The following is a 19,826-nucleotide window of genomic DNA, read 5'->3' on the forward strand; positions in this document are numbered from 1 at the left end:
TTAATGTTCTCAATTTCTGGTGTGTATTGGGTTTGTTCATCGAGACCGAGTTTCACATACAGCTGCCAATGTTTGATTTGTTGAGTGCGAGCTTGTGCAAAACCCGGAAGTTGAACCCCATTCGATACAAGATCGACGATCGGCTTTAACGATAGTTGCCCTTCCGCTGCCACGAGCTTGGTCGTGATCGTGCGGCCAGCGTACACCAATGTCATCTCAGCAAAAACGCCATCATCATTGACCACGGTTTCACCTTGTTGCCACTCTCCCATCTCCGCTTCAATCATAAGATCCAAAGGAATAGGTGCAGTGACCGTCGCTAAGGTCAGTGTTTGCTTAACGCCTCTTCCCGGCAAACTATGGGTATCAAGCACCAACATCGCTTGTTCATTATCAGGGAAACGATTCTGACGGCCGAGTACTACCTCTAAAACTCCATTAGCAAAGGCTTCTTTTCGTTTCAGTCTGCGTACGAACACCAGTTCAGGGTGAAGTTGAACAATAGTGTTAAGCAGTTCAATACGCTGGAAACGGGACGCGACTTCTAATTGAGGAAGTTCAAACACCTCACGCATTTGCTTAGCCAGTCCCTGTGCTTCATTCAATGCCTGCTGATCGATTTCTAGATTTGGATACTCGCGACCGCGAACGATCTGAATCAACAGGCTTAGATCACACCCTTCCTTTTCTTGCTGAGCGAGTGCTTCCAAATGTTCTGCATTGTTCGGTAACTGATACAAGCGAGCCGGAACGGACAACGCAGCTGTGAGATCGACCATCGCTTCTTTTAATGCTTTGGTTTTGATTCGAGTAACGATATCGGCATACAAAGCATCAATCGGCAGCGGATACAGCTTTTTGCCATGCTCGGTAATTTGATGGTCGGCTTTAATCGCTTCCATCGTCAGCAAGGTTTGAGTAGCACTGTTTAGTGATTTTTCAGGAATAGGATCAAGGAAAGACAAGCTCTCAAGCGGAGCACCACAACAGGCCGCGGCCAACATCGGTGAGATCAGCTCTTCACGCTGCAATTCAGGCGGTGTGACTAACTCTAACGCCGCATGCTCACCATACAGACGCACACAAGCGCCGTCCATTACCCTACCCGCACGGCCAGCTCGTTGCTTGGCACTGGCTCGTGATATGGATTTAAGCATCAGAGTCGTTCTACCGTTTCGTTGAACGGTGCGTCTTTCTAATCCTGAATCTATCACCACACCAATATCGGGAATGGTTAATGAGGTTTCTGCCACGTTGGTTGCAAGAATGACCTTTCTCAGGCCATAACCGTTAGCATTGATATCGATATTACGACCCGATAACGCTAAATCTCGCTCCTTATCACTGACTGACGCATGCAATTTCACCACTTGGATATCAGGATTTTTCGCCAAGGCTTGTTCACATTGCACGATCTCTTTTTTACCCGGCAGAAAAACCAACATGTCACCAGAAGAAGCGATCAGCTGATGATTAACTTCTTCCGTAATGCGCTGCTCTAGATGTCGACTATCAGGCAGTGTTCTGGATTCGCTCGCTCTGTGCTCAATCTCAACTTGATAAGTTCGCCCTTCACAGCTTATTCGATTCGCATCCAAATAATGAGCAAGACGTTCCCCTTCGATGGTTGCAGATGTGATCACCAAGCGATGGCTCGCTTTTTGTTTCAGAATCGCCACCAGCAAATCGATATCCCAACGCCTTTCGTGAAATTCATCGACAACGATGACATCAAAGCCAGCGAGTCCATCTTCAGATAACCAACGCAGCGCGATACCGGGCGTCACAAAAACGACGTTAGTTTTCTCGTTGTATTCAGACTCAAGTTTGATCGCATAACCAATTTTGTCACCAAGCTTCTCGCCCGATTGTAGCGCGAGATATTTAGCTAATGAGGTACAAGCTATTCGTCTTGGTTCAACCACCAGCACTCGCCCATGTTGGCAAGCCCAAATTGGCAAGCGCGTTGATTTACCCGACCCGGTTTCAGCTTCTACTACTAGGTGAGAATTAGCGATTTGTTCGTGAAATACGTTTTGATAAGCATCGATGGGAAGTAATGACATAAAAAGGAGGCGTCGCGAAAAAGTGTGAGCAAAGTATAACGAATTATGGTGCTAAAATTCGATAAGTGTGGGACATGGGTAAGAATATCATTTTGTTTGCAAAGATCGGAGGTAAACTATTTACAATTGAATAACTAAACCGTTATCATTTTTCGGTTACCCTTTCTCCCATATTAGGCATCTAATGAACAACGATAAACGCCCTCTATATATCCCTTATGCTGGTCCTGCTCTACTAAGTACCCCTCTTCTAAACAAAGGCAGCGCATTCTCTGCTGAAGAGCGCAGTTCTTTCAACCTTGAAGGCTTGTTACCGGAAACAACCGAAACAATCCAAGAGCAAGTAGGACGTGCATACAAGCAATATTGTAACTTCGAAAGTGATATGGATAAGCATATCTACCTTCGTAACATCCAAGACACTAATGAAACGCTTTTTTATCGTTTAGTTCAAAACCACATCTCTGAAATGATGCCTATCATTTACACGCCAACGGTTGGCGCAGCATGTGAGAACTTCTCAAATATTTACCGTCGTGGCCGTGGTCTGTTTATCTCATACCCGAACCGCGATCGTATCGATGATCTACTGAATAATGCGACAAACCACAACGTTAAAGTTATCGTGGTTACGGATGGTGAGCGTATTCTTGGTTTGGGAGACCAAGGCATCGGTGGTATGGGTATTCCAATTGGTAAGCTAGCACTGTACACAGCTTGTGGTGGTATTAGCCCAGCTTACATGCTACCAATCGTGCTCGATGTGGGTACCAACAACCCTCAACGTCTTGCTGACCCTATGTACATGGGCTGGCGCCATCCTCGTATTACGGGTGCTGACTACGATGCATTCGTTGAAGAGTTCATCCAAGCGGTTCAACGCCGTTGGCCTGATGCATTAGTTCAGTTCGAAGATTTCGCACAAAAGAACGCAATGCCACTGCTTGAGCGCTACAAAGATCGCATCTGTTGTTTCAACGATGACATCCAAGGTACAGCTGCCGTAACGGTTGGTTCTCTACTTGCAGCATGTAAAGCAGCGAACAGCAAACTGTCAGATCAACGTATCACCTTCTTAGGTGCGGGTTCAGCAGGTTGTGGTATTGCTGAAGCTATCATTGCTCAAATGGTGTCTGAAGGTATCAGCGATGCACAAGCTCGCTCTCAAGTTTACATGGTTGACCGTTGGGGTCTGCTACAGGAAGGCATGCAAAACCTGCTTGATTTCCAACAGCGTCTAGTTCAAACCAACGCGAACACCAAAGATTGGGAAAGCGACGGCACTGGTTTCTCTCTACTAGACGTTGTTCGCCACGCGAAACCAACAGTATTAGTTGGTGTATCTGGTGCGCCGGGTCTGTTCAGCAAAGAAGTCATCAAAGAGATGAACCTTCACTGCGAACGCCCTATCGTGTTCCCACTGTCAAACCCAACAAGCCGTGTTGAAGCAACACCAAATGACATTATTCGTTGGACTGACGGCCAAGCGCTTGTTGCGACAGGTAGCCCGTTTGAGCCAGTGGTTCACAACGGCACCACTTACCCAATCGCTCAGTGTAATAACAGCTACATCTTCCCAGGTATTGGCCTTGGTGTATTGGCTGTGAATGCTTCACGCATCACTGACGAAATGCTAATGGAATCAAGCCGAGCACTTGCAACGTGCTCCCCACTTGCTATCAATGGCTCAGGTGCTCTACTTCCACCATTGGAAGAGATCCACACCGTATCTAAAAAGATTGCTTTTGCCGTTGGTAAAAAAGCGATTGAGCAAGGTGTTGCTCTAGAGATCACTGAAGAAGCACTACAACAAGCGATTGACCAGCACTTCTGGCAGCCGGTTTACCGTCGCTACAAGCGTACTGCATTCTAATAAACGTGCTGCGCTTGGAATAAAGAGCGTTAACTACTCTTACAAGAGCCTCTGCAACTGCGGGGGCTTTTTTCTTTACACTGTCTTGTCTTTTTAACTGATTTTTCTCATTTTTATTTGGTATTATCGAGCACTCAAAAATTATTGCTCAGTCAAAGGACCATACCGAGAGTGAAATTTGATTCTCACATTTTCCGTAGCCACTTATTAAAAGCTTACAAAAAACTGCAAGGTTTTCTGTTTGGCGCTTTCCTCGTGTTCTTAATAGGCAGCGCTGCGGTTATTGCGATCGATTATTGGGTTTCATGGCAAGCAGAAGATCGCATCATCTACGATATAGATGAAGTGCCCGAGCTTGAGGTCGCCGTAGTGCTTGGCACAAGCAAATATTTAGGTAGAACACTCAACGACTATTATAAGCACCGAATCGAAGCGGCAATTGAGCTGTTCGATCGTGAAAAGGTAGACCAATTTCTACTGAGTGGCGATAACGCTCATCGCTCTTACAATGAGCCGTGGACGATGAAACGCGACTTGTTAAAAGCGGGCGTCCCCGATGAACGCATCAATCTAGATTATGCGGGGTTCAGAACCCTAGATTCGATTGTTCGCGCCAAAAAGATATTCGATACCGATAACTTCCTAATCATCACTCAGAAGTTCCACTGTGAAAGAGCGCTATTTATCGCTAACTTTTACGATATTAATGCGCAGTGTTTGGCGGTTTCAGGACCAACCCATCATTCAGGAACCTCAATACGTTTACGTGAAGTGTTTGCACGTACCAAAGCGTTTCTTGATCTGTATATTATTGGTACTACGCCAAAATTCCTTGGCCCTAAAGAGCCGATCCAACCCAGTCCAAAACCAGAATCATTGCCGATTCCTAGCCCTATTACGGACCCCAATGTAAATCCTATAGCAGACCCCAATACAAACCCTACTGAAAATCCGATTGCAACTCCTTCAGTAAGCCCTATTTTAGAACCAGCAGAGACCGATGTGTAGAAAACTACACATTTTGAATTTGTTGCCTCACACTTCCCCATTGTTAAGCAAAAACACACCAACACTCCTTTATTAACTTGAGTAACATTCTCCCAACAAAGTCTGACCCTACATCAAGTCTATATACCTCGAAAATAATAAGCACCGCTCAACGAAGTCGTGCACCAATAAAACGAGGATAAACAAAAGGAGCGTCTTATGACGGCACTTGTTACTACACTGAAACACTGGTTGTTTACCCGCAACAGCATGATATTAATTGGTAATTTCACGCTATTTGCAGTTTTGCTCAATTCCCTGCCATTCGAAGCGCAAGTGAATACGGGTTTAAGTATTCTCGTGTTCGTTGCCATTCTATGGTTAACAGAAGCTATCCACGTCAGCATCACCGCTTTGCTCGTTCCCCTATTGGCTGTCTTGTTTGGTGTATTCAACACGCCCGCAGCACTGGCTAACTTTTCGAATCCCATCATATTCTTATTCATGGGCGGATTCGCGTTGGCAGCCGCACTGAACAAGCAAGAGCTGGATAAAGCGATAGCTGACAAAGTATTGCTCATAGCAAAAGGCAGAATGTCGGTAGCCGTGTTCATGTTGTTCGGTGTGAGTGCGGGTTTATCCATGTGGATCTCAAACACAGCCACCACAGCAATGATGCTCCCTCTTGTACTAGGCATCATGAACAAAGTTGACCAAAGTGAAGACCGTAACACCTATGTATTTGTGCTACTAGGCATCGCTTACTGTGCTTCAATCGGTGGTATCGCAACTTTAGTAGGTAGCCCGCCAAACGCCATTGCTGCCGCAGAAGTTGGCTTGAGCTTCACAGAGTGGATGGCACTTGGGCTACCTATCTCGATGATCTTACTGCCAATCACGATGATTATTTTGTACGTGATGACTAAGCCAAAACTTGACCACAAATTCGAGCTAGACCATGCACCTGTCGAGTGGACAAACAGCAAGAAAATCACACTGTCTATCTTCCTTTTAACCGTAACGCTTTGGATATTCGGCAAGCCGATCAACGCAATGATTGGCGGGTTCTCTAAGTTTGATAGTTTGGTAGCGATTGGCGCCATTGTACTGCTTGGCGCTTCTAGAGCCGTGGAATGGAAAGACGTTGAGAAGACAACGGATTGGGGTGTACTTATCCTGTTCGGTGGTGGTATCTGTTTAAGTAACATTCTGAAAGCGACCGGAACCAGCGTATTCCTAGCACACTCACTAAGCGGATTTTTAGAAACAGCAGGTATACTTCTTACGATTCTAGCCGTAGTAGCGTTCGTGGTATTCCTAACGGAGTTTGCGAGTAACACAGCGAGTGCGGCATTGCTTGTCCCTGTATTTGCAACCATTGCTGAAGCGCTGGGTATGTCACCTGTTATCTTATCTGCACTGATTGCGATTGCCGCATCTTGTGCCTTCATGCTACCAGTCGCGACACCACCTAATGCGATTGTATTTGGCTCTGGTCATATCAAACAAAAAGAAATGATGCGAGTAGGTATGGTGTTGAACCTAGTTTGTATCCTAGTTCTGACTCTGTTCGCTTGGATTTTCTGGTAAACACTAATGTCCTATAGACGTATGTTTATAGACAAGTGCTTATAGGAATGCCCCTTCTCAAAAAAAATCTGGTTGCAGCTTCCCCCGGCTCAACCAGTACAAAAATGCCCGCTCTGCTAACAAGATCCGTTTAACTAGCAAGATCAGTTTAACTAACAAAACCAGCTAAACGGGCACATACAAACAAGAAACGCTTTTCCCTTTTGGTGGCCCCGCGCCACCTTTTTTGTTTTGGCTATTGGGATAAGAACCATAAAAACGCCACACGTCACATATGCACGTGTGGCTTATAAACCAATAAACTCTACTTCCGATTAGTGGCTCAAGATCACCTGATTTCGCCCTGAATGCTTCGCTTGATATAAGGCTTCATCAGCGCGGGCAATGGTCTCTGTCACCCGCTCTTGTTTCATCTCGGCAATGCCGATACTGCAAGTGAGAGAATCCCCATGAATCCAAAGATGTTGGCTAACCAAAAGTCGGATTTTCTCTGCCTTTCTCTGCGCTTCGCCAGCTTCGGTTTCAGGGCAAAAAACAATAAACTCTTCACCACCCCAACGGCCTGCTACTCCACCAACTTTCTCGGCATTACGCTTGGTTATGCTAGCTAAAGCACAAATTACCTCATCACCTACCATATGACCATAAGTGTCATTAATCGACTTGAAGTCATCGATATCTAGTAGCATACAGACAAGGTAGTTTTTAGAGAACATGTGCTCTCTTAACCATTCATAAATCGCCCTACGATTAAGCAGATCCGTCATTTCATCGTAATTCGCTTGGTGAACCAACTGCTTCTCCAACATCACCTTTTGAGTCACATCTTCGAGTACCACTTGAACGGCCCGCTGACCTTTCCAAGTAATTGCATTATCGTAAATATTAAAGAAGCGATGAACACCGTCAAAGCCAATGTTTTCAACCACGGTACTGGTTCCCGACAACTCACCCGACACGATCGCTTGATAGTGTTTATAGATGCCGTCGCTATTCTGCTGTGGCACTAAGTCAAGAATCGAATCCAGCGCTAAGACTTGATCTATGGAAGATCCACCTTGCAGTTTTACCCAGGATTGATTGACCATCAACGGTTTGAAATCTCGGTGAACCAAGATGCCCTGCCCTGATTGCATGATCATGTCGTGATACATCTTATCTTGCTCACGCACTGCATTTTGCAGCTGAATCGCAGGGGAAAGATCGATAACCGTGACTTGCAGTGCAGGTCTTCCCTGCCACTCCGTCACATGATCGATAGAAATCACAGTAAACTCTCGGCCATTGCGATCAACATTGGTATAGGTGTGAACCTGAGGATCTCGTTGACCACTGACCGTTTCGAGGTAATTTTGATAGGCTAAAACATGGTACTCTTCTGAGATGAGATCTAGAAAGCTATCGATATCAGAAAGTAGTTCTTCCGGTGATTGGTATCCATAGATGCGAGCATAGTTAGCGTCAACACTCACTACATTCATATCTTGAATCGTTATTACACCGTACGTGGATTCGAAATTTATTGAAGACATTGCCAACTCCGCATTCTCGCTACACTTCATAAGCCGAAGCATAACAACACATCCTGCCAACGCTTCCACACAATCTATCACGCGTTAGGGACATTAATATGATATCTAGTATATCGTACTGCTTTAGGCTTCTCTACAACTCAATCGTAAGCGTAAGTCATCAAAAGTAGACAAATAGCACCTTCTTATTACGCACATCAAAAAACAACAAGGATATTGTATAGCTATGTAAGCATTATCTATTCGGTTATTCATTCCAATCGGAAAAATAAGAAACTAAGAAGTCGATAGCCAGCCTTGCTCTCTGTGGAAGAAAGCGACGGTTTTGATATACGATCCAACTGCTTGTACCTGCTCCCCAATATTCTTCTAGCACTGGAACGAGCTTCCCATTGGCAAGACCGCCATTGAAGCTGCTTTTGGGAAGATAAACAATGCCAAGCCCTCCTTCACAAGCTTTAAGTACCGCACTCGAGTTATTGCTTTTCCAACGCCCATGTACGCGCACCGCGTTTAACGGTTTTCCATCTTTCTCAAACAACCACTGATCACTGTTGGCAATAATACAGCTGTGCCACTTCAACTGTTCAGGCTGTGTTGGAGAACCGAATTGATCGATGTAGTTCTGACTCGCGGCCGCTGCCATTGGCCGATCCACCAGCTTCCTTGCCACCAAACCAGAATCATCTAACCGACCATAACGAATCGCGAAATCAATACCATCTTCAATAAAGTTAACCATATTGGTATTGAAGTTCATTTCGATAGTGAGATCAGGGTGGTCTTTGGCAAATTCCATCAGCGCCGCGGCAGCATGATTTTCAGCAAACGCACCCGCAGCACTCACGCGTAATGTACCGCTCAACTGAGCTTGTTGAGATGTGACTTGTTCATTCGCCTGTTGCAGCCCAATAACCAGATCTTTGCATTGCTGATAATACGTATGCCCAGACTCCGTCAAACTTACCATACGAGTGGATCGAGCCAGTAAAGCCACGCCTACCCGCTCTTCTAATCTCGATACTTGGCGGCTGACATGGCTGGTACTGCAACCAAGTTGTTTCGCGGCCGCAGAAAAGCCGTGACACTCCGCTACGGCAACAAATTCATTAATACCTTCAAAGCTATCCATACTTCACCTGTTAACGTCTAACGAATTCACATTCGACTAATTCACATCCGACTATTGCTATATAGCAATAATGTTTTGCCTATTCGGCATATTATCACTCAAATGGTTTACTACTAGTATTACAGGTAACGAAACAGCGGAATCTCAATTGAAAACTTTGGTTTTCTAAATAAAAACCACGATGCCTAAAGCAAAACAACGACGCTGAAACCAAACAAACGTGCTCAAAGGGACGAATCATGAAAAAAATACTAATACCTGTAACTAACCACGCAACACTAGGCGATACAGATCAAGCGAACGGTACTTACGCGCCTGAACTGACTCATGCACTGAAAGAGATCATTGCTGCGGGTTTTGAGTACGACATCGCGTCTATCAAGGGTGGTAAAGGCCCATTGTACGGAACCGATATTGAATGTGATTCAGTAAACGCCGAGATCCTGGCTGATGATGACTTCCAGAACCGCATTAATAACACGATTCCTGTAAGCCAAATTAACGTAGAAAGCTACGATGCTATCTTCTACCCAGGTGGTTTCGGTTTGCTTTCTGACTTAGCAACCGACGAGCAATTCGCAGCTATTACGGCTAAGCACTATGAAGATGGCGGTGTGATCGCATCAGTATGTCACGGCCCAGCAGCACTGCTTCCGATTGTCCTGAGCAACGGGGAGAAGTTACTGAGCTCTAAATCTGTGACTGGTTTTACACGTGAAGAAGAAATCGACTTTGGCACCATCAATGACATTCCGTTCTTATTGGAAGAATCTCTTGCTCGTAGCGCAGCGCGTTTCAACAAGGTTCAACCTTGGCATGAGCTTGTAATTGTTGATGAGCGAGTGATTACCGGCCAAAACCCAACCAGTGCTCACGCAGTAGGTGCAGCTCTCGTTAAGCAGTTGTCTTAGTTAAGTCATGGAGTTAATCGATTAACGGTTTTAGTCTTAGTAACCGTCCTAATAGAATAACTGCCGTTAAACAGATATAAGCTCAATCAAACAAAAAAGAGCATACTTCCTACTCAATATTATTGAGAGAAGTATGCTCTTTTCTAATTTTGTCGCTATTAAAGTACTAGTGACTTCTTGCTAATTACTCCAGCTAGTGGCTTCGCAAGATCCCTTCAAGCACATTAAACAACAAGTCGATCTCTTCAATCGAGTTGTAATGCATACAACCAATACGCACCACGCCCTGCTCTTCAATACCCAATTGCTTTACCAATCCTAGTGCGTAGAAGTGACCATTCCACACACAGATATTATGCTCACCCAACTTCTTGGCGATGAACTCTGGAGAATGGTTCTCAAAGGTAATCGCAAAGGTTGGGGTTCTTAGGTTCGAATCAAATTCGGTTTTTCCGTAAAGCTTTGCCCCTTCAAGATCGGACAAGCGTTTAAGGAAGTACTCACTGAGTTGGCTTTCATGCTTATTATACAGCGCGTAGCTTTGCTCTAAACGAGAACGCAATGAATCGGCTGGATCACCTAACTGCGCCAAGTAATCTACCGCCGCAATCACACCGGCAAGGCCTTCGAAGCTTTGCGTACCTGTCTCAAATCGACCTGGGCCGATATTGGTTGCAGGCTCAACCTTGTAAGGCTTTAACGTGTGTAGCCATTGAGGCGCAACATAAGCAATGCCCACATGCGGGCCGAAGAACTTATACGCTGAACACGCTAAGAAATCACAATTCAGTTGCTGAACATCAATCAAATGATGCGGTGCGTAATGCACGGCATCGACATAAACCTGCGCGCCATGCTGATGTGCAAGCTCAATAACTTTTGCCATGTCGACAATCGAGCCTGTCGTGTTCGAAGCAAACGTCACCGCGACAAGCTTGGTTTTCTCGTTAAGCAGCGATTCAAAATGCGCCATATTCAAACTGCAATCCGACTCGTCTACGCGAACTTGGCGAACAATCGCGCCTTTGTCGTCTGCCGCTTGCTGCCAGCTCGAAACATTCGAGTAATGATCTAACGCCGTGACGATAACTTCATCGCCCTCTTTCCAATCGCGGCTGATCGCTCGGCTAAGTTGGAAGGTCAACGATGTCATGTTCGCACCGAACACAACGTTGCCAGAAGATTCAGCATTAAGCAGTGCTTGCGCCGCTTCTCGCGCTTTCTGCATTAAGCTCGTCGTCTTTTGGCTAGAAAAATAGTGGCCGCCTAGGTTTGAATTGAAATGTCCTAGGTATTCGGTCATCGAAGCTAAAACATTTTCTGGCACCTGAGATCCACCTGGCCCATCAAAAAAGGTCACAGGCTTGCCGTTATGATATTGGCCTAAAGCACTAAACTGTTGGCGCACATCATTAAGAGTGAAGGACATTGCGCGCATCCTTAGCTGTTAGAACAAACACATCCATATAGCCCATCTCATCGTGGTCTATGGTGCGAATCGGTTGTGCATTGTGCCAAAGCTTACTGTCTGCCAGCATCGCAACCTCGCCATCGCCCAACACCTTTCTAAAGAATGGCGCTTCATGTGAATCTTGATACAGCATGATTTCACCGCCCACAATGTTGTGACGGTTCACACCGATCAAAGCGATATGGTCAAAACCATCTTGGTGGACACCTTCAGGGGCAACCTGAGTTTCTTCAAAAATAGCGGCAATGCGGATCTGATGAATTTCGATTTCTTGCCCGTCTTCAAGCCCGTTGGTTTCAATAAACAGTTCACACATCTCTTGCATGCCTTCGCTGCTTAGAATATTCGCTTCAATCGGCTCGAACTGACGAACAACATCACCTTGAAAGTGATTAATGTTTTCAGACTGAACAAAGTTATGTTTGTCTAGCTCAACGACTTGTCCATTACTGAATTCAACCACTGAGTACCTTCTCAATCGGAACTGGCCATCTGCATGCTCTGTGCTTGGTAGCTTAGAGAATGAAGGTGACAACTCCTTAACTGCATGGTTACTGAGGTGGGTAATATGTAGGGTATTTTCGTGAGCATGTAACATCATCGACTCCTTAATGATTGTTAATTAACTTTCGATATTTAACGTTTTATTTACATAAAGGATACTTGAAGATCTTGCCAAATCAACATTAAACAATCATTTATCCCGTCAGATTTAATAATTCAGACACTAAATCCAATCTAGAAATAAAAAGCAGTGTATAACACCAGAATAAAAGATGACCAACTCTTAAAACTAGCACACTCCACTAACCAGTTATAAATACCTACAATTTAAATAATAACGATATTATTAACTAGAAAGACAAGTTTCATATTGTGTCGGCCCTTTCACTTCAATACGCCAGCCTCCTTGCATGAACTCAGGCACCACGGTTGCCACATTCATTTCTATGATTTGCACATCGAAATACGATCTACCTATCAGTTGCCAAACTATTGATTATTTACACAACAAACTGAAATTGGTTAATTTATCAGTAAGCCAGAAACCAAACGCCTTTGCTTACGCGTCTGGAACAGGTCGAGTTCGGGGGGAACTCGGCCGCCCTTAAATCAATTTGTGTTTTTTCGCTAGCATTACATTTAGGTATTCCACCTTAATTCCTTATCTTTTTAGTTCTTCAAATTTGTCGTTAAATGCGCTCAAGACACAATCTTAAATTTTATTTAACTCAGATACATCAACCCTTTCACTAGAAGAGTCTCTGGTTCTTGTAAAGCTCAATATAAAACGAGTCTATGCTTTAGTGCGAACACTCGTGTAGTAAATATGGTGATATGTTAAGGCTAATAAAATTTTTGTTCACAGTATGTTGATACTTCGGATTGCATCATTGCTAACCTAAGCCAAGAATAGTAAATTCGCGATCAGGTTTAGGCTCGACATCAAAGTTATTTATGAGGGCATTAACATCGACTAGATAAGTGGAACCAACAAACACCGCTTCAATCGTGTAGGTACGGGCTTTCGTTCCCATAACTTTGATGTGTGGTAGGTCAGAGTAGGGGATTTCGCTCACTTGCAAGCGCTTACCACCATCAAAGGCGATCGAGAGGATATTGAGCTTAAGCCCATTCCATCTAGCGTGCTCGTACTGTCGTTCCCACATCAAAAAGCCACCAACTACAGAAGAAAATCAGAATTAGGCAGCGAGAATAAAATGAGTGATGGAGTAGGGCGCTCAGGCCTTGTTCGGACTCACCCTCCCCTCCACACCAAAATTCCGCACTGCAATTATGCGATCTTAGAACCGCATTTCATTTCGGTAGTTGTATTGGAACACAGCCCCCGATGTATCTACATCGAGGGCTGTTTTAGATGGGGGATTTAGAGATCGTCTAAGATCGTTTTTGTGCGTAACTTCGAAATTTTCTAAACATTAACCAAAATATTATCTGAGTTACGTGAGTGGATGCCTACTTCTTTAATTGAAGGTGTCATTGCTTCAACTTGGTAAAATTCCACGCCAGTTTGTGTGTCAAACTCAACGTTGTATTCAATGCTATCGGAATCACCTTCTGTTTCATCACCAAAAATAACATAATTTATCCCACCTTCTAGCTGAGATGATTTAAAAATAATACCGTCAAACATTCCGTTATCATAGTTACGAATGGTCTCCGCAAACATTTGAGTCTGAATATAATTTAGACTAGTCGCTCTAAATGGCTTTGATATGAGTTCGTGCAAGGTATTTAGCAAATACCCATGTTGATAGAACTTATCTTGTTTAGGGCTTGTCAGAATGCTTGCACTCTTTAGTTTTGCTGAATCTAGAAGTGTAAAATCAAAAAAAGTAAGCGTTTTCTTAGTGATGAAGCTCCCTACAGCAATGGTATCACCCACATATGGACGAATTTCAGCTATGGCTGTTTGGGGATTATTTGCTGTATACATAAACGATATTCCTGGAGGGCTCATCCGATTATTGGCAGCAAGAAGACTAGGAGGAGCTCCAAGCAACTCACTAGGTTTTCTTTGGAAACTCTGTCTATGTTTATCGTCGGATGTTAAGCGACCTCGATACAAAGTGGTACCTTTTTTGATTACCCGTTTGACGGAGTTATACTCATCATTCTCCTCCTCATGTTTTTTATCGATACTATATATACAAGTGCGAATTAAATTTTCAAAAAAAACAGTAGCTCGCATGTGAGTAAATCGACGAGAATGCTTTAGCTCTCTAGATAACTCATCCCAATCCACCTTAGCTTGATGTTTGCAATTTTCTATAAACGTTTGGTCTACATGGGATTTATAGATCCCATTACGTTTAAAGAAATCAGCATTTTCTTCGCTTAGTAAGTCGGCAACTTTTTCCAATACGTCTTGGTTATCAATAGTAAATCGTTTGATAACTTCTTTAAGAGATATTACATCAGATTGAGAATCGCTAACTAGATGATAATGATCTGGGATTTTCCTATTTAATGTGAAAACGAAATCTTCGATGATAATGCCTTCATGGCTACTTTTATTACATACTATGCAATTTTTCTTATACGTGATCGCTCGATTCCTTCGGTTAAAGTAGTAAACATCTTTGTTACAATCTTTGCAGATAAAACCGACAGATCTATCAACCTCTGTTCGTCGCATTTCTGATAAGTGTTCTTTGAATAATCGCATGATTTTGACTTTAAATTGTTATAAATATTTGTTAAATATTAATTTTTTCTTCAATCAAATGCCAATGCTTTATCTTTCCCAAAAAGTAAATCCATCTGGTTCACATCACCTTTGCACAGCTCTGGTTGTAGCTTTGGATCTGGCGGCACTCCAACAGAGTCGATAATCCCCTCTACAGAAGTAAGCGTATGAAAGCGAACACCACAGTTAAAATTGAGGCACTGCCAGTAGGCTTTCCGTGTCTCGTTTGACATTTCTTGTGAAGTAACAATTCGGGTTTTGCATCCGCATGTTGGGCATGGCATTAGCATTGTTGTAATCTCCCTTCTTAATTAATACGTTCAATGCCCACCCCTAAGTGATTGAACGCTATTTATCTCTAGCTCTTTCGAAGTCGTTAAACTCTTGGCTACCAAGTGCATAGGGGTTTTTCCCGCCTCTTTTGCCGAGTAGGTATGCTTGGCGCATTCTCAAAGGCAGAGAGCTAACTATCGGTTTGGGTTTGAGTTTCTCTAGCATAATTAACGCGTAACTTTCAGTGGAGGCATTAAATATGCCTACCGTTGCTTCGGGTTCTGATTCATAAGCGCGTTGTGCTTGTTCTAATGTTTCAAAGCTTCCCACAAGCTCCACTTTTGATGAGCCAATACCAAACCAATAACTCATATATGCCTCTTTTTATATTGTGGCTAACCGTCCGTTTCTAAGTTTTAAGGACATGTGTTTGTCTATTGGTACAGTAGCACCAAGCGACAATGGCCGCAGCAAGCATTGAACCCCTTTAACGCCCCATCCGGTCACGTCCATCAATGCTTGCTCAAGTGGCGAAATCGGTATTTTCTCTTTCTGGTTACACTTATTTTCAGTGCTCCAAGGAAGGGCGCCGCCCTTTTTAAGATCAAGAGCACGACGCTTTACGTCTTTAGTTTTCACCAAACTAAATTGCTCGCTACATGTTGCGATGACCTTACCAAGCCAATTGATTCCAATGACGCGCTTTACCGTATCACCGTACTGGTTGAATTTATCTTCATAAGCCAGCTTGGCTTTGAAGCCCAATTCGCAAAAACCTTTCCAGCGGGAATTATCAGCATGATCTCGAAGCTGTTCTAACTCTTCATCGAAAGCAGTTTCCGTTGGATTAGCTCTGCGTAATTGTCGCCAGAGCCCGACAGAAGGAGAGCCAGATTGAGAGAATTGCTTAATTCTGTGTATACGCGCCCATGCTGTCGCAGAAAGTGCCGTTTGTTTCGCATCACCTTCTGGCATATGTGCACCATTAATGTTCTTGGAAATGTACTTGATGATGTAACCCGTAGCCGTACCTTGTGACGGGTCACAATCTTTAATCGTTATACGAGGAGTTTTATCAAGCTTACCGTTTATGATGAGTTCGCTTTTATCTTCATCAATAGCAATACCCTCAATGATGTCTATCAGGTCTTGCTTTTGCCTTGGGTGTACATACAAAAACATATGAGCATGAGGCGTACCGTCCTTGTGAGGTTCAGCGACACGAAGCCCAAACCATTGAATATCAATCTTTGGTTTTTTAAACCAAGCTCGTGCACATCGCCATTTAGCCATCATTACTTCATGGGCCTCTTTGGGTGTGCAGCCGTTCCATTTAGATGAATTACGATGGTATTTACTTGGCAATGTCCAGTTAACAAAAACGCCTTCATATCCCATTTCAATTGCACGCTCTTCATCTCCACGGCTACGAACCACCAATTCAATGCGGCGGTTTTCTGGGTTTGCCGTAGTTCGTTTAACCACTTCCGATAAATCAAACGCTTGACCTGTCTCATCGTTCAACACAGACATAGACTTTACAAATTGCTCTGCTTCGATTTGCTTCTTTTCCCAACGGGCATAAGAACGACTCGATACATACTTACGTTGACCTTTGTTACCGCCAACGCGACTCAAAGCAATTTGTGAATACTCTATATATTGAGTACGTAAGAACTTAAACTTGCGGACTAGATAACTCACATCCAGACAACGGCGAATAGCACGTTCTAATTCGCGCTCTGCGTCCTCTATGGTTTCATGTTTCTTTTTAATTTGTGGAGCTTTGATATAGAAACGCTTCATATCTTCACGAATGCCATAAAACACTTTTTCAAGCGCATCGACATAACTCGACTCATTGTCTTCAATCTCAGTCATTTGAATCAAGCGTGTGAACATTTCAGTAAGGTTTGTAGCTAAATGCTCTAATGCTTCATCACACATCAAAACACGATGATTTAGCTCTACTGAACTGCGCGCACTACTATGCAAACGCTGTCTTTCTGGTGCATTGCTTCGCTCATCAACAAAAGTGTATTTATCTTCAATAAATGGAGAGTACTTGAGTGCGTGTTTAACTGAGTCATTAGTGAATCGGTCGATGTTCTGTTGAGTCGCGTTGGTACGACGTTTACGGCGGGAAACCTGAAACCTCACATCATCTTGAACAATGCGAGGTAATCGAGGTAAAAATTCACGAGCAAATAATGGGTACACTTAGTATTCCTTGTAACTTCGAATGCTTTTTTTATCGGACGGGTAATTCCATTCAGTTACAGCTTGGTTGTAATTTTGCGCAGCATTGCCCTCATGCCCACACTGATTACAGGCAACATAATGTTTTGGGGTGTCATCTAAACTTTGTTCACAAAACACTTCGCTACTTTGGCACTTGGCGCAATTATGAATAGCTTGGACTGCGATATAACTTCTCATTTACTGCTTCACATTCCCTGGATTCGCATTACTTACCGAGCCCCAAGGTTCAGCGCACCCGTTTTCGCTACACACATAATTCATTGGCTGAGAGTTACCCTTAACACGCTTTTTAATGCCGTGTTTTTCGCGCAACTTCGACACTAAAAAGCGCGCTCGCTCTCGTTTCTTTGGATCTGGGTTCTCCATGCCTGCCATATCAGGGCAGGGCTTATGTATTGGAGAAGTGATAGGCAAGTCAGCTGTCGATTTAGCAGGTCTAAAAGTCACATCACTCATGCTGCCACCTCAACAAATATCACTTCTGGTTTCTTCTTCTTTTCTTCTAACGTAGCGAGAATCTCTTTTACCTTGTCGTCATAAACACTCAAATACAGGCTTGCTCCTGCAAGGCTCCAAGCTGTTTGAACTCGCTGCTTCTTCCCAAAACCACAGAAGAAGCGATCACCAATTTTTATCGCTACTGCTTGTTTTTGCGCTTGCTTGTAAAAACTCATAATTCGCTAAACTCCTGTGTGTCCATAATCATGTGACCGCCAGTGTGATTACCTCTGATGATCACGCCGTTCATAACGTGCTGACAGTTGAAGTGCTCACAAGCCGCTTCGATTGCTGGCTCTGGTGAATCAAACTCACCGATAAGAAGATTCTTAACTTCGCTAGTTTCATCATCACGAACCACGCCGCCACCGCTGTTCAGTGCAACCGCTACGTATTGCATTGTTCTTTCTCCATCCCGAGTTTCTCTTTAGCAAGCTCAAGGAACTTGGCAATCTGAGCTTGGTTTTGAGCGAAGTCTTCGACCTTATACAAAGGGAAGTACATAGAAGCTCCCCATCCGTCAGGGCCTGCTAAATAGGCTTGAGCAGCTTTCACGCCTTCTACATATCCAGCTTCGTAGACATAAATCTTGTCTTCACCTGAAGTGATGGTTTTGAGTAGAGTTTTCATATTGATTCCTTCTGGCAAACCTTGAACTGGTCGAGAGCATCACCCGCTTGCTTGTGAATGCCACGCCACATTGCGATCAAGTTATTCTGAAGCTGCTCTTGGCTTTCGACTTCGTTCTCTTGATACTTAGTGATAGTGAGTGCCGCAACATTCTCGATGTTGAGTGCTTCTTCTAATGAGTTGATTTGAATCGCGATAAATGGTTTTTTCATAATTACACCCCGTAATTAAGTAAGACCCGGTAAAGGCGCACCGTTGGCTATCAAGTCCACACCCATACATAAGAAAGGGTGTGCACCACTTGTGCGGTCTTCTAGGTCGTTGATGAGTAGCACCAAGTTGTTAATGCCAGCTTGTGCCGTTTTGATAATTGAGTTTCGAGTTGAGCGAGGTAGAGCTCTTTGGCCTGCCGTGTCTAACGCAAGCTGAGAGATCTCTCCAGCAATCACAGAGTTGTCTAGAGCACGTTTAATAAACGTTTCTCTTTCACCTTCAGGAATATGAGCGGTCACTAGCTCTAACTGGCGAAGTACAACTTCTAAAATTACGTAGTCATCCGTAGCTTTAGAAATTGCCATCATTTCAGGTAAAGAAAGTACGTGCGGTTGCTCGGTATTCAGCTTGTTACGCAACATGTTTGAACGAATGCCACAGGCTTTTGCTATGTCTGTTAGCTCGTTACGGTGTCGCGCTCGAAACAAGCTGCATGCTTCGTTGTACTGTTCTTGTACATCCGCTAAAAAGACGCACATTGTCTGGTTCACTTCCATGTCTGATACTCACTATGAAACATAAGAAAAGTGGTTAGCTTTAAGCTGGCTTAATGGTGACCGAATTTGCCATAGACCGATTCCCACTCGCGCTTAGCTTCAGCTTGCTTGCGGTCAATGTAGAAAGCTAAATCATCAATAGAAACAAACAGTGGAGCTTTGGTGCCTTTGTTCGTTTCTGTTTCTTCATGAAGTCGAAAGGTGGGGATAGGGAACTCATTCGCACTTACTTTGCCTTTGGCTGTCGCGTACTTCATTCCAAAATATTGTTCAGAGATCTCAGAAAGTTTTACTACTGGGGAGCCAAATACAGCATGCAACGCATATTGAGTATTCATAGGGTTAGCCTCATTTCCACTACACCACTGACGTGATATAGTTATTAGTTAGTTGCAGTTTATCTTCGTTAATCTCTTACAATATCGAGCTTAAACTGTGTTATAGTGTGTTTATGTGTTCTTATGCTACGACCTTGCTGTTTGTGTGTCTAGTGTTTTTATGTGTGCTTTTGGTGGTTTTATGAAGGAATGGTTTCTGAGTACTGAACTCATGGGGTTGGATGGAATGGCTAACTCTTCTTCAGGCGTGGCTCAAAAAGCCAGGAGAAACAATTGGTTAAG

At 43.8% G+C, this 19,826-nt stretch carries 21 protein-coding genes and 1 pseudogene; 5 read left to right on the plus strand and 17 right to left on the minus strand.

What is annotated here, in order from left to right:
* The coding region (locus AB4496_RS15725; RefSeq protein WP_372104849.1) for a helicase-related protein at nucleotides 1-2,066 on the minus strand (2,066 nt) is incomplete at its 3' end.
* A gap of 184 nt (nucleotides 2,067-2,250) precedes the next feature.
* Here AB4496_RS15725 and AB4496_RS15730 point away from each other — a divergent pair.
* The 3 genes from AB4496_RS15730 to AB4496_RS15740 all read left to right on the plus strand — a co-directional run bounded on the left by AB4496_RS15730 (nucleotide 2,251) and on the right by AB4496_RS15740 (nucleotide 6,516).
* Nucleotides 2,251-3,939 carry an NAD-dependent malic enzyme gene (locus AB4496_RS15730; protein WP_009846476.1) on the plus strand — a complete coding sequence of 563 codons (1,689 nt, stop codon included), beginning with the start codon at nucleotides 2,251-2,253 and terminating at the stop codon, nucleotides 3,937-3,939.
* Nucleotides 3,940-4,110: 171 nt separating this feature from the next.
* Nucleotides 4,111-4,947 carry an ElyC/SanA/YdcF family protein gene (locus AB4496_RS15735; protein ID WP_102257342.1) on the plus strand — a complete coding sequence of 279 codons (837 nt, stop codon included), beginning with the start codon at nucleotides 4,111-4,113 and terminating at the stop codon, nucleotides 4,945-4,947.
* 198 nt (nucleotides 4,948-5,145) lie between these two features.
* A complete protein-coding gene (locus tag AB4496_RS15740; protein WP_009846474.1) occupies nucleotides 5,146-6,516 on the plus strand; it encodes a DASS family sodium-coupled anion symporter in 1,371 nt (456 codons plus the stop codon).
* Nucleotides 6,517-6,830: 314 nt separating this feature from the next.
* Here AB4496_RS15740 and AB4496_RS15745 read toward each other — a convergent pair whose 3' ends face one another.
* Together AB4496_RS15745 and AB4496_RS15750 are read right to left on the minus strand one after the other, a co-directional pair.
* Nucleotides 6,831-8,048 carry a diguanylate cyclase domain-containing protein gene (locus AB4496_RS15745; protein ID WP_372131326.1) on the minus strand — a complete coding sequence of 406 codons (1,218 nt, stop codon included), beginning with the start codon at nucleotides 8,046-8,048 and terminating at the stop codon, nucleotides 6,831-6,833.
* 247 nt (nucleotides 8,049-8,295) lie between these two features.
* A complete protein-coding gene (locus AB4496_RS15750; protein ID WP_102257346.1) occupies nucleotides 8,296-9,180 on the minus strand; it encodes a LysR family transcriptional regulator in 885 nt (294 codons plus the stop codon).
* A gap of 239 nt (nucleotides 9,181-9,419) precedes the next feature.
* Here AB4496_RS15750 and AB4496_RS15755 point away from each other — a divergent pair, with 239 nt between their 5' ends.
* Nucleotides 9,420-10,091 (plus strand): type 1 glutamine amidotransferase domain-containing protein, encoded by a 672-nt coding sequence (locus AB4496_RS15755; protein WP_009846469.1) that lies wholly within the window; start codon nucleotides 9,420-9,422, stop codon nucleotides 10,089-10,091.
* Between the two features lie 193 nt (nucleotides 10,092-10,284).
* On the opposite strand, the gene AB4496_RS15760 is transcribed toward AB4496_RS15755, so the two are convergent.
* The 14 genes from AB4496_RS15760 to AB4496_RS15825 all read right to left on the minus strand — a co-directional run bounded on the left by AB4496_RS15760 (nucleotide 10,285) and on the right by AB4496_RS15825 (nucleotide 19,544).
* Complete coding sequence (locus AB4496_RS15760; protein ID WP_009846468.1) at nucleotides 10,285-11,520, minus strand: cysteine desulfurase-like protein; 1,236 nt, start codon at nucleotides 11,518-11,520, stop codon at nucleotides 10,285-10,287.
* The gene (locus AB4496_RS15765; protein WP_009846467.1) at nucleotides 11,504-12,160 is read right to left on the minus strand and encodes a 2OG-Fe dioxygenase family protein; all 657 of its coding nucleotides are present in this window, start codon (nucleotides 12,158-12,160) and stop codon (nucleotides 11,504-11,506) included. Before AB4496_RS15765 ends, AB4496_RS15760 begins: the two co-directional genes overlap by 17 nt.
* Before the next feature lie 799 nt (nucleotides 12,161-12,959).
* On the minus strand, nucleotides 12,960-13,232 hold the full coding sequence (locus AB4496_RS15770; protein WP_372131328.1) for a DNA circularization N-terminal domain-containing protein: 273 nt from the start codon (nucleotides 13,230-13,232) through the stop codon (nucleotides 12,960-12,962).
* 263 nt (nucleotides 13,233-13,495) lie between these two features.
* Complete coding sequence (locus AB4496_RS15775; protein ID WP_102258113.1) at nucleotides 13,496-14,752, minus strand: RES family NAD+ phosphorylase; 1,257 nt, start codon at nucleotides 14,750-14,752, stop codon at nucleotides 13,496-13,498.
* Nucleotides 14,753-14,802: 50 nt separating this feature from the next.
* Entirely contained in the window at nucleotides 14,803-15,063 is a 261-nt protein-coding gene (locus AB4496_RS15780; protein ID WP_102258114.1) for an ogr/Delta-like zinc finger family protein, read from the minus strand.
* Nucleotides 15,064-15,121: 58 nt separating this feature from the next.
* Entirely contained in the window at nucleotides 15,122-15,418 is a 297-nt protein-coding gene (locus AB4496_RS15785; protein WP_102258115.1) for a hypothetical protein, read from the minus strand.
* A 12-nt stretch (nucleotides 15,419-15,430) separates the two neighbouring features.
* Nucleotides 15,431-17,266, minus strand: coding sequence for a replication endonuclease (locus tag AB4496_RS15790; protein WP_102258116.1), 1,836 nt, complete (start codon nucleotides 17,264-17,266; stop codon nucleotides 15,431-15,433).
* A 219-nt stretch (nucleotides 17,267-17,485) separates the two neighbouring features.
* Nucleotides 17,486-17,764, minus strand: coding sequence for a hypothetical protein (locus tag AB4496_RS15795; protein ID WP_102258118.1), 279 nt, complete (start codon nucleotides 17,762-17,764; stop codon nucleotides 17,486-17,488).
* Complete coding sequence (locus AB4496_RS15800; RefSeq protein WP_102258119.1) at nucleotides 17,761-17,982, minus strand: hypothetical protein; 222 nt, start codon at nucleotides 17,980-17,982, stop codon at nucleotides 17,761-17,763. The genes AB4496_RS15795 and AB4496_RS15800 overlap by 4 nt, the downstream gene beginning before the upstream one ends.
* Nucleotides 17,979-18,206: a hypothetical protein gene (locus tag AB4496_RS15805; protein ID WP_102258120.1), complete on the minus strand. Its 228-nt coding sequence runs from the start codon at nucleotides 18,204-18,206 to the stop codon at nucleotides 17,979-17,981. The genes AB4496_RS15800 and AB4496_RS15805 overlap by 4 nt, the downstream gene beginning before the upstream one ends.
* Nucleotides 18,194-18,436, minus strand: a complete 243-nt coding sequence (locus AB4496_RS15810) for a hypothetical protein (RefSeq protein WP_102258121.1) — start codon at nucleotides 18,434-18,436, stop codon at nucleotides 18,194-18,196. Before AB4496_RS15810 ends, AB4496_RS15805 begins: the two co-directional genes overlap by 13 nt.
* A complete protein-coding gene (locus AB4496_RS15815; RefSeq protein WP_102258122.1) occupies nucleotides 18,433-18,648 on the minus strand; it encodes a hypothetical protein in 216 nt (71 codons plus the stop codon). Before AB4496_RS15815 ends, AB4496_RS15810 begins: the two co-directional genes overlap by 4 nt.
* A 15-nt stretch (nucleotides 18,649-18,663) precedes the next feature.
* On the minus strand, nucleotides 18,664-19,206 hold the full coding sequence (locus tag AB4496_RS15820; protein WP_102258123.1) for a phage regulatory CII family protein: 543 nt from the start codon (nucleotides 19,204-19,206) through the stop codon (nucleotides 18,664-18,666).
* A gap of 50 nt (nucleotides 19,207-19,256) precedes the next feature.
* Nucleotides 19,257-19,544, minus strand: coding sequence for a pyocin activator PrtN family protein (locus AB4496_RS15825; RefSeq protein WP_017109436.1), 288 nt, complete (start codon nucleotides 19,542-19,544; stop codon nucleotides 19,257-19,259).
* Nucleotides 19,545-19,725: 181 nt separating this feature from the next.
* Here AB4496_RS15825 and AB4496_RS15830 point away from each other — a divergent pair.
* Nucleotides 19,726-19,826, plus strand: a pseudogene (locus AB4496_RS15830) (S24 family peptidase); the annotation flags it as partial.

Source organism: Vibrio sp. 10N.222.46.A1 (genome assembly GCF_041473595.1).
GTDB classification, from domain to species: domain Bacteria; phylum Pseudomonadota; class Gammaproteobacteria; order Enterobacterales; family Vibrionaceae; genus Vibrio; species Vibrio tasmaniensis_A.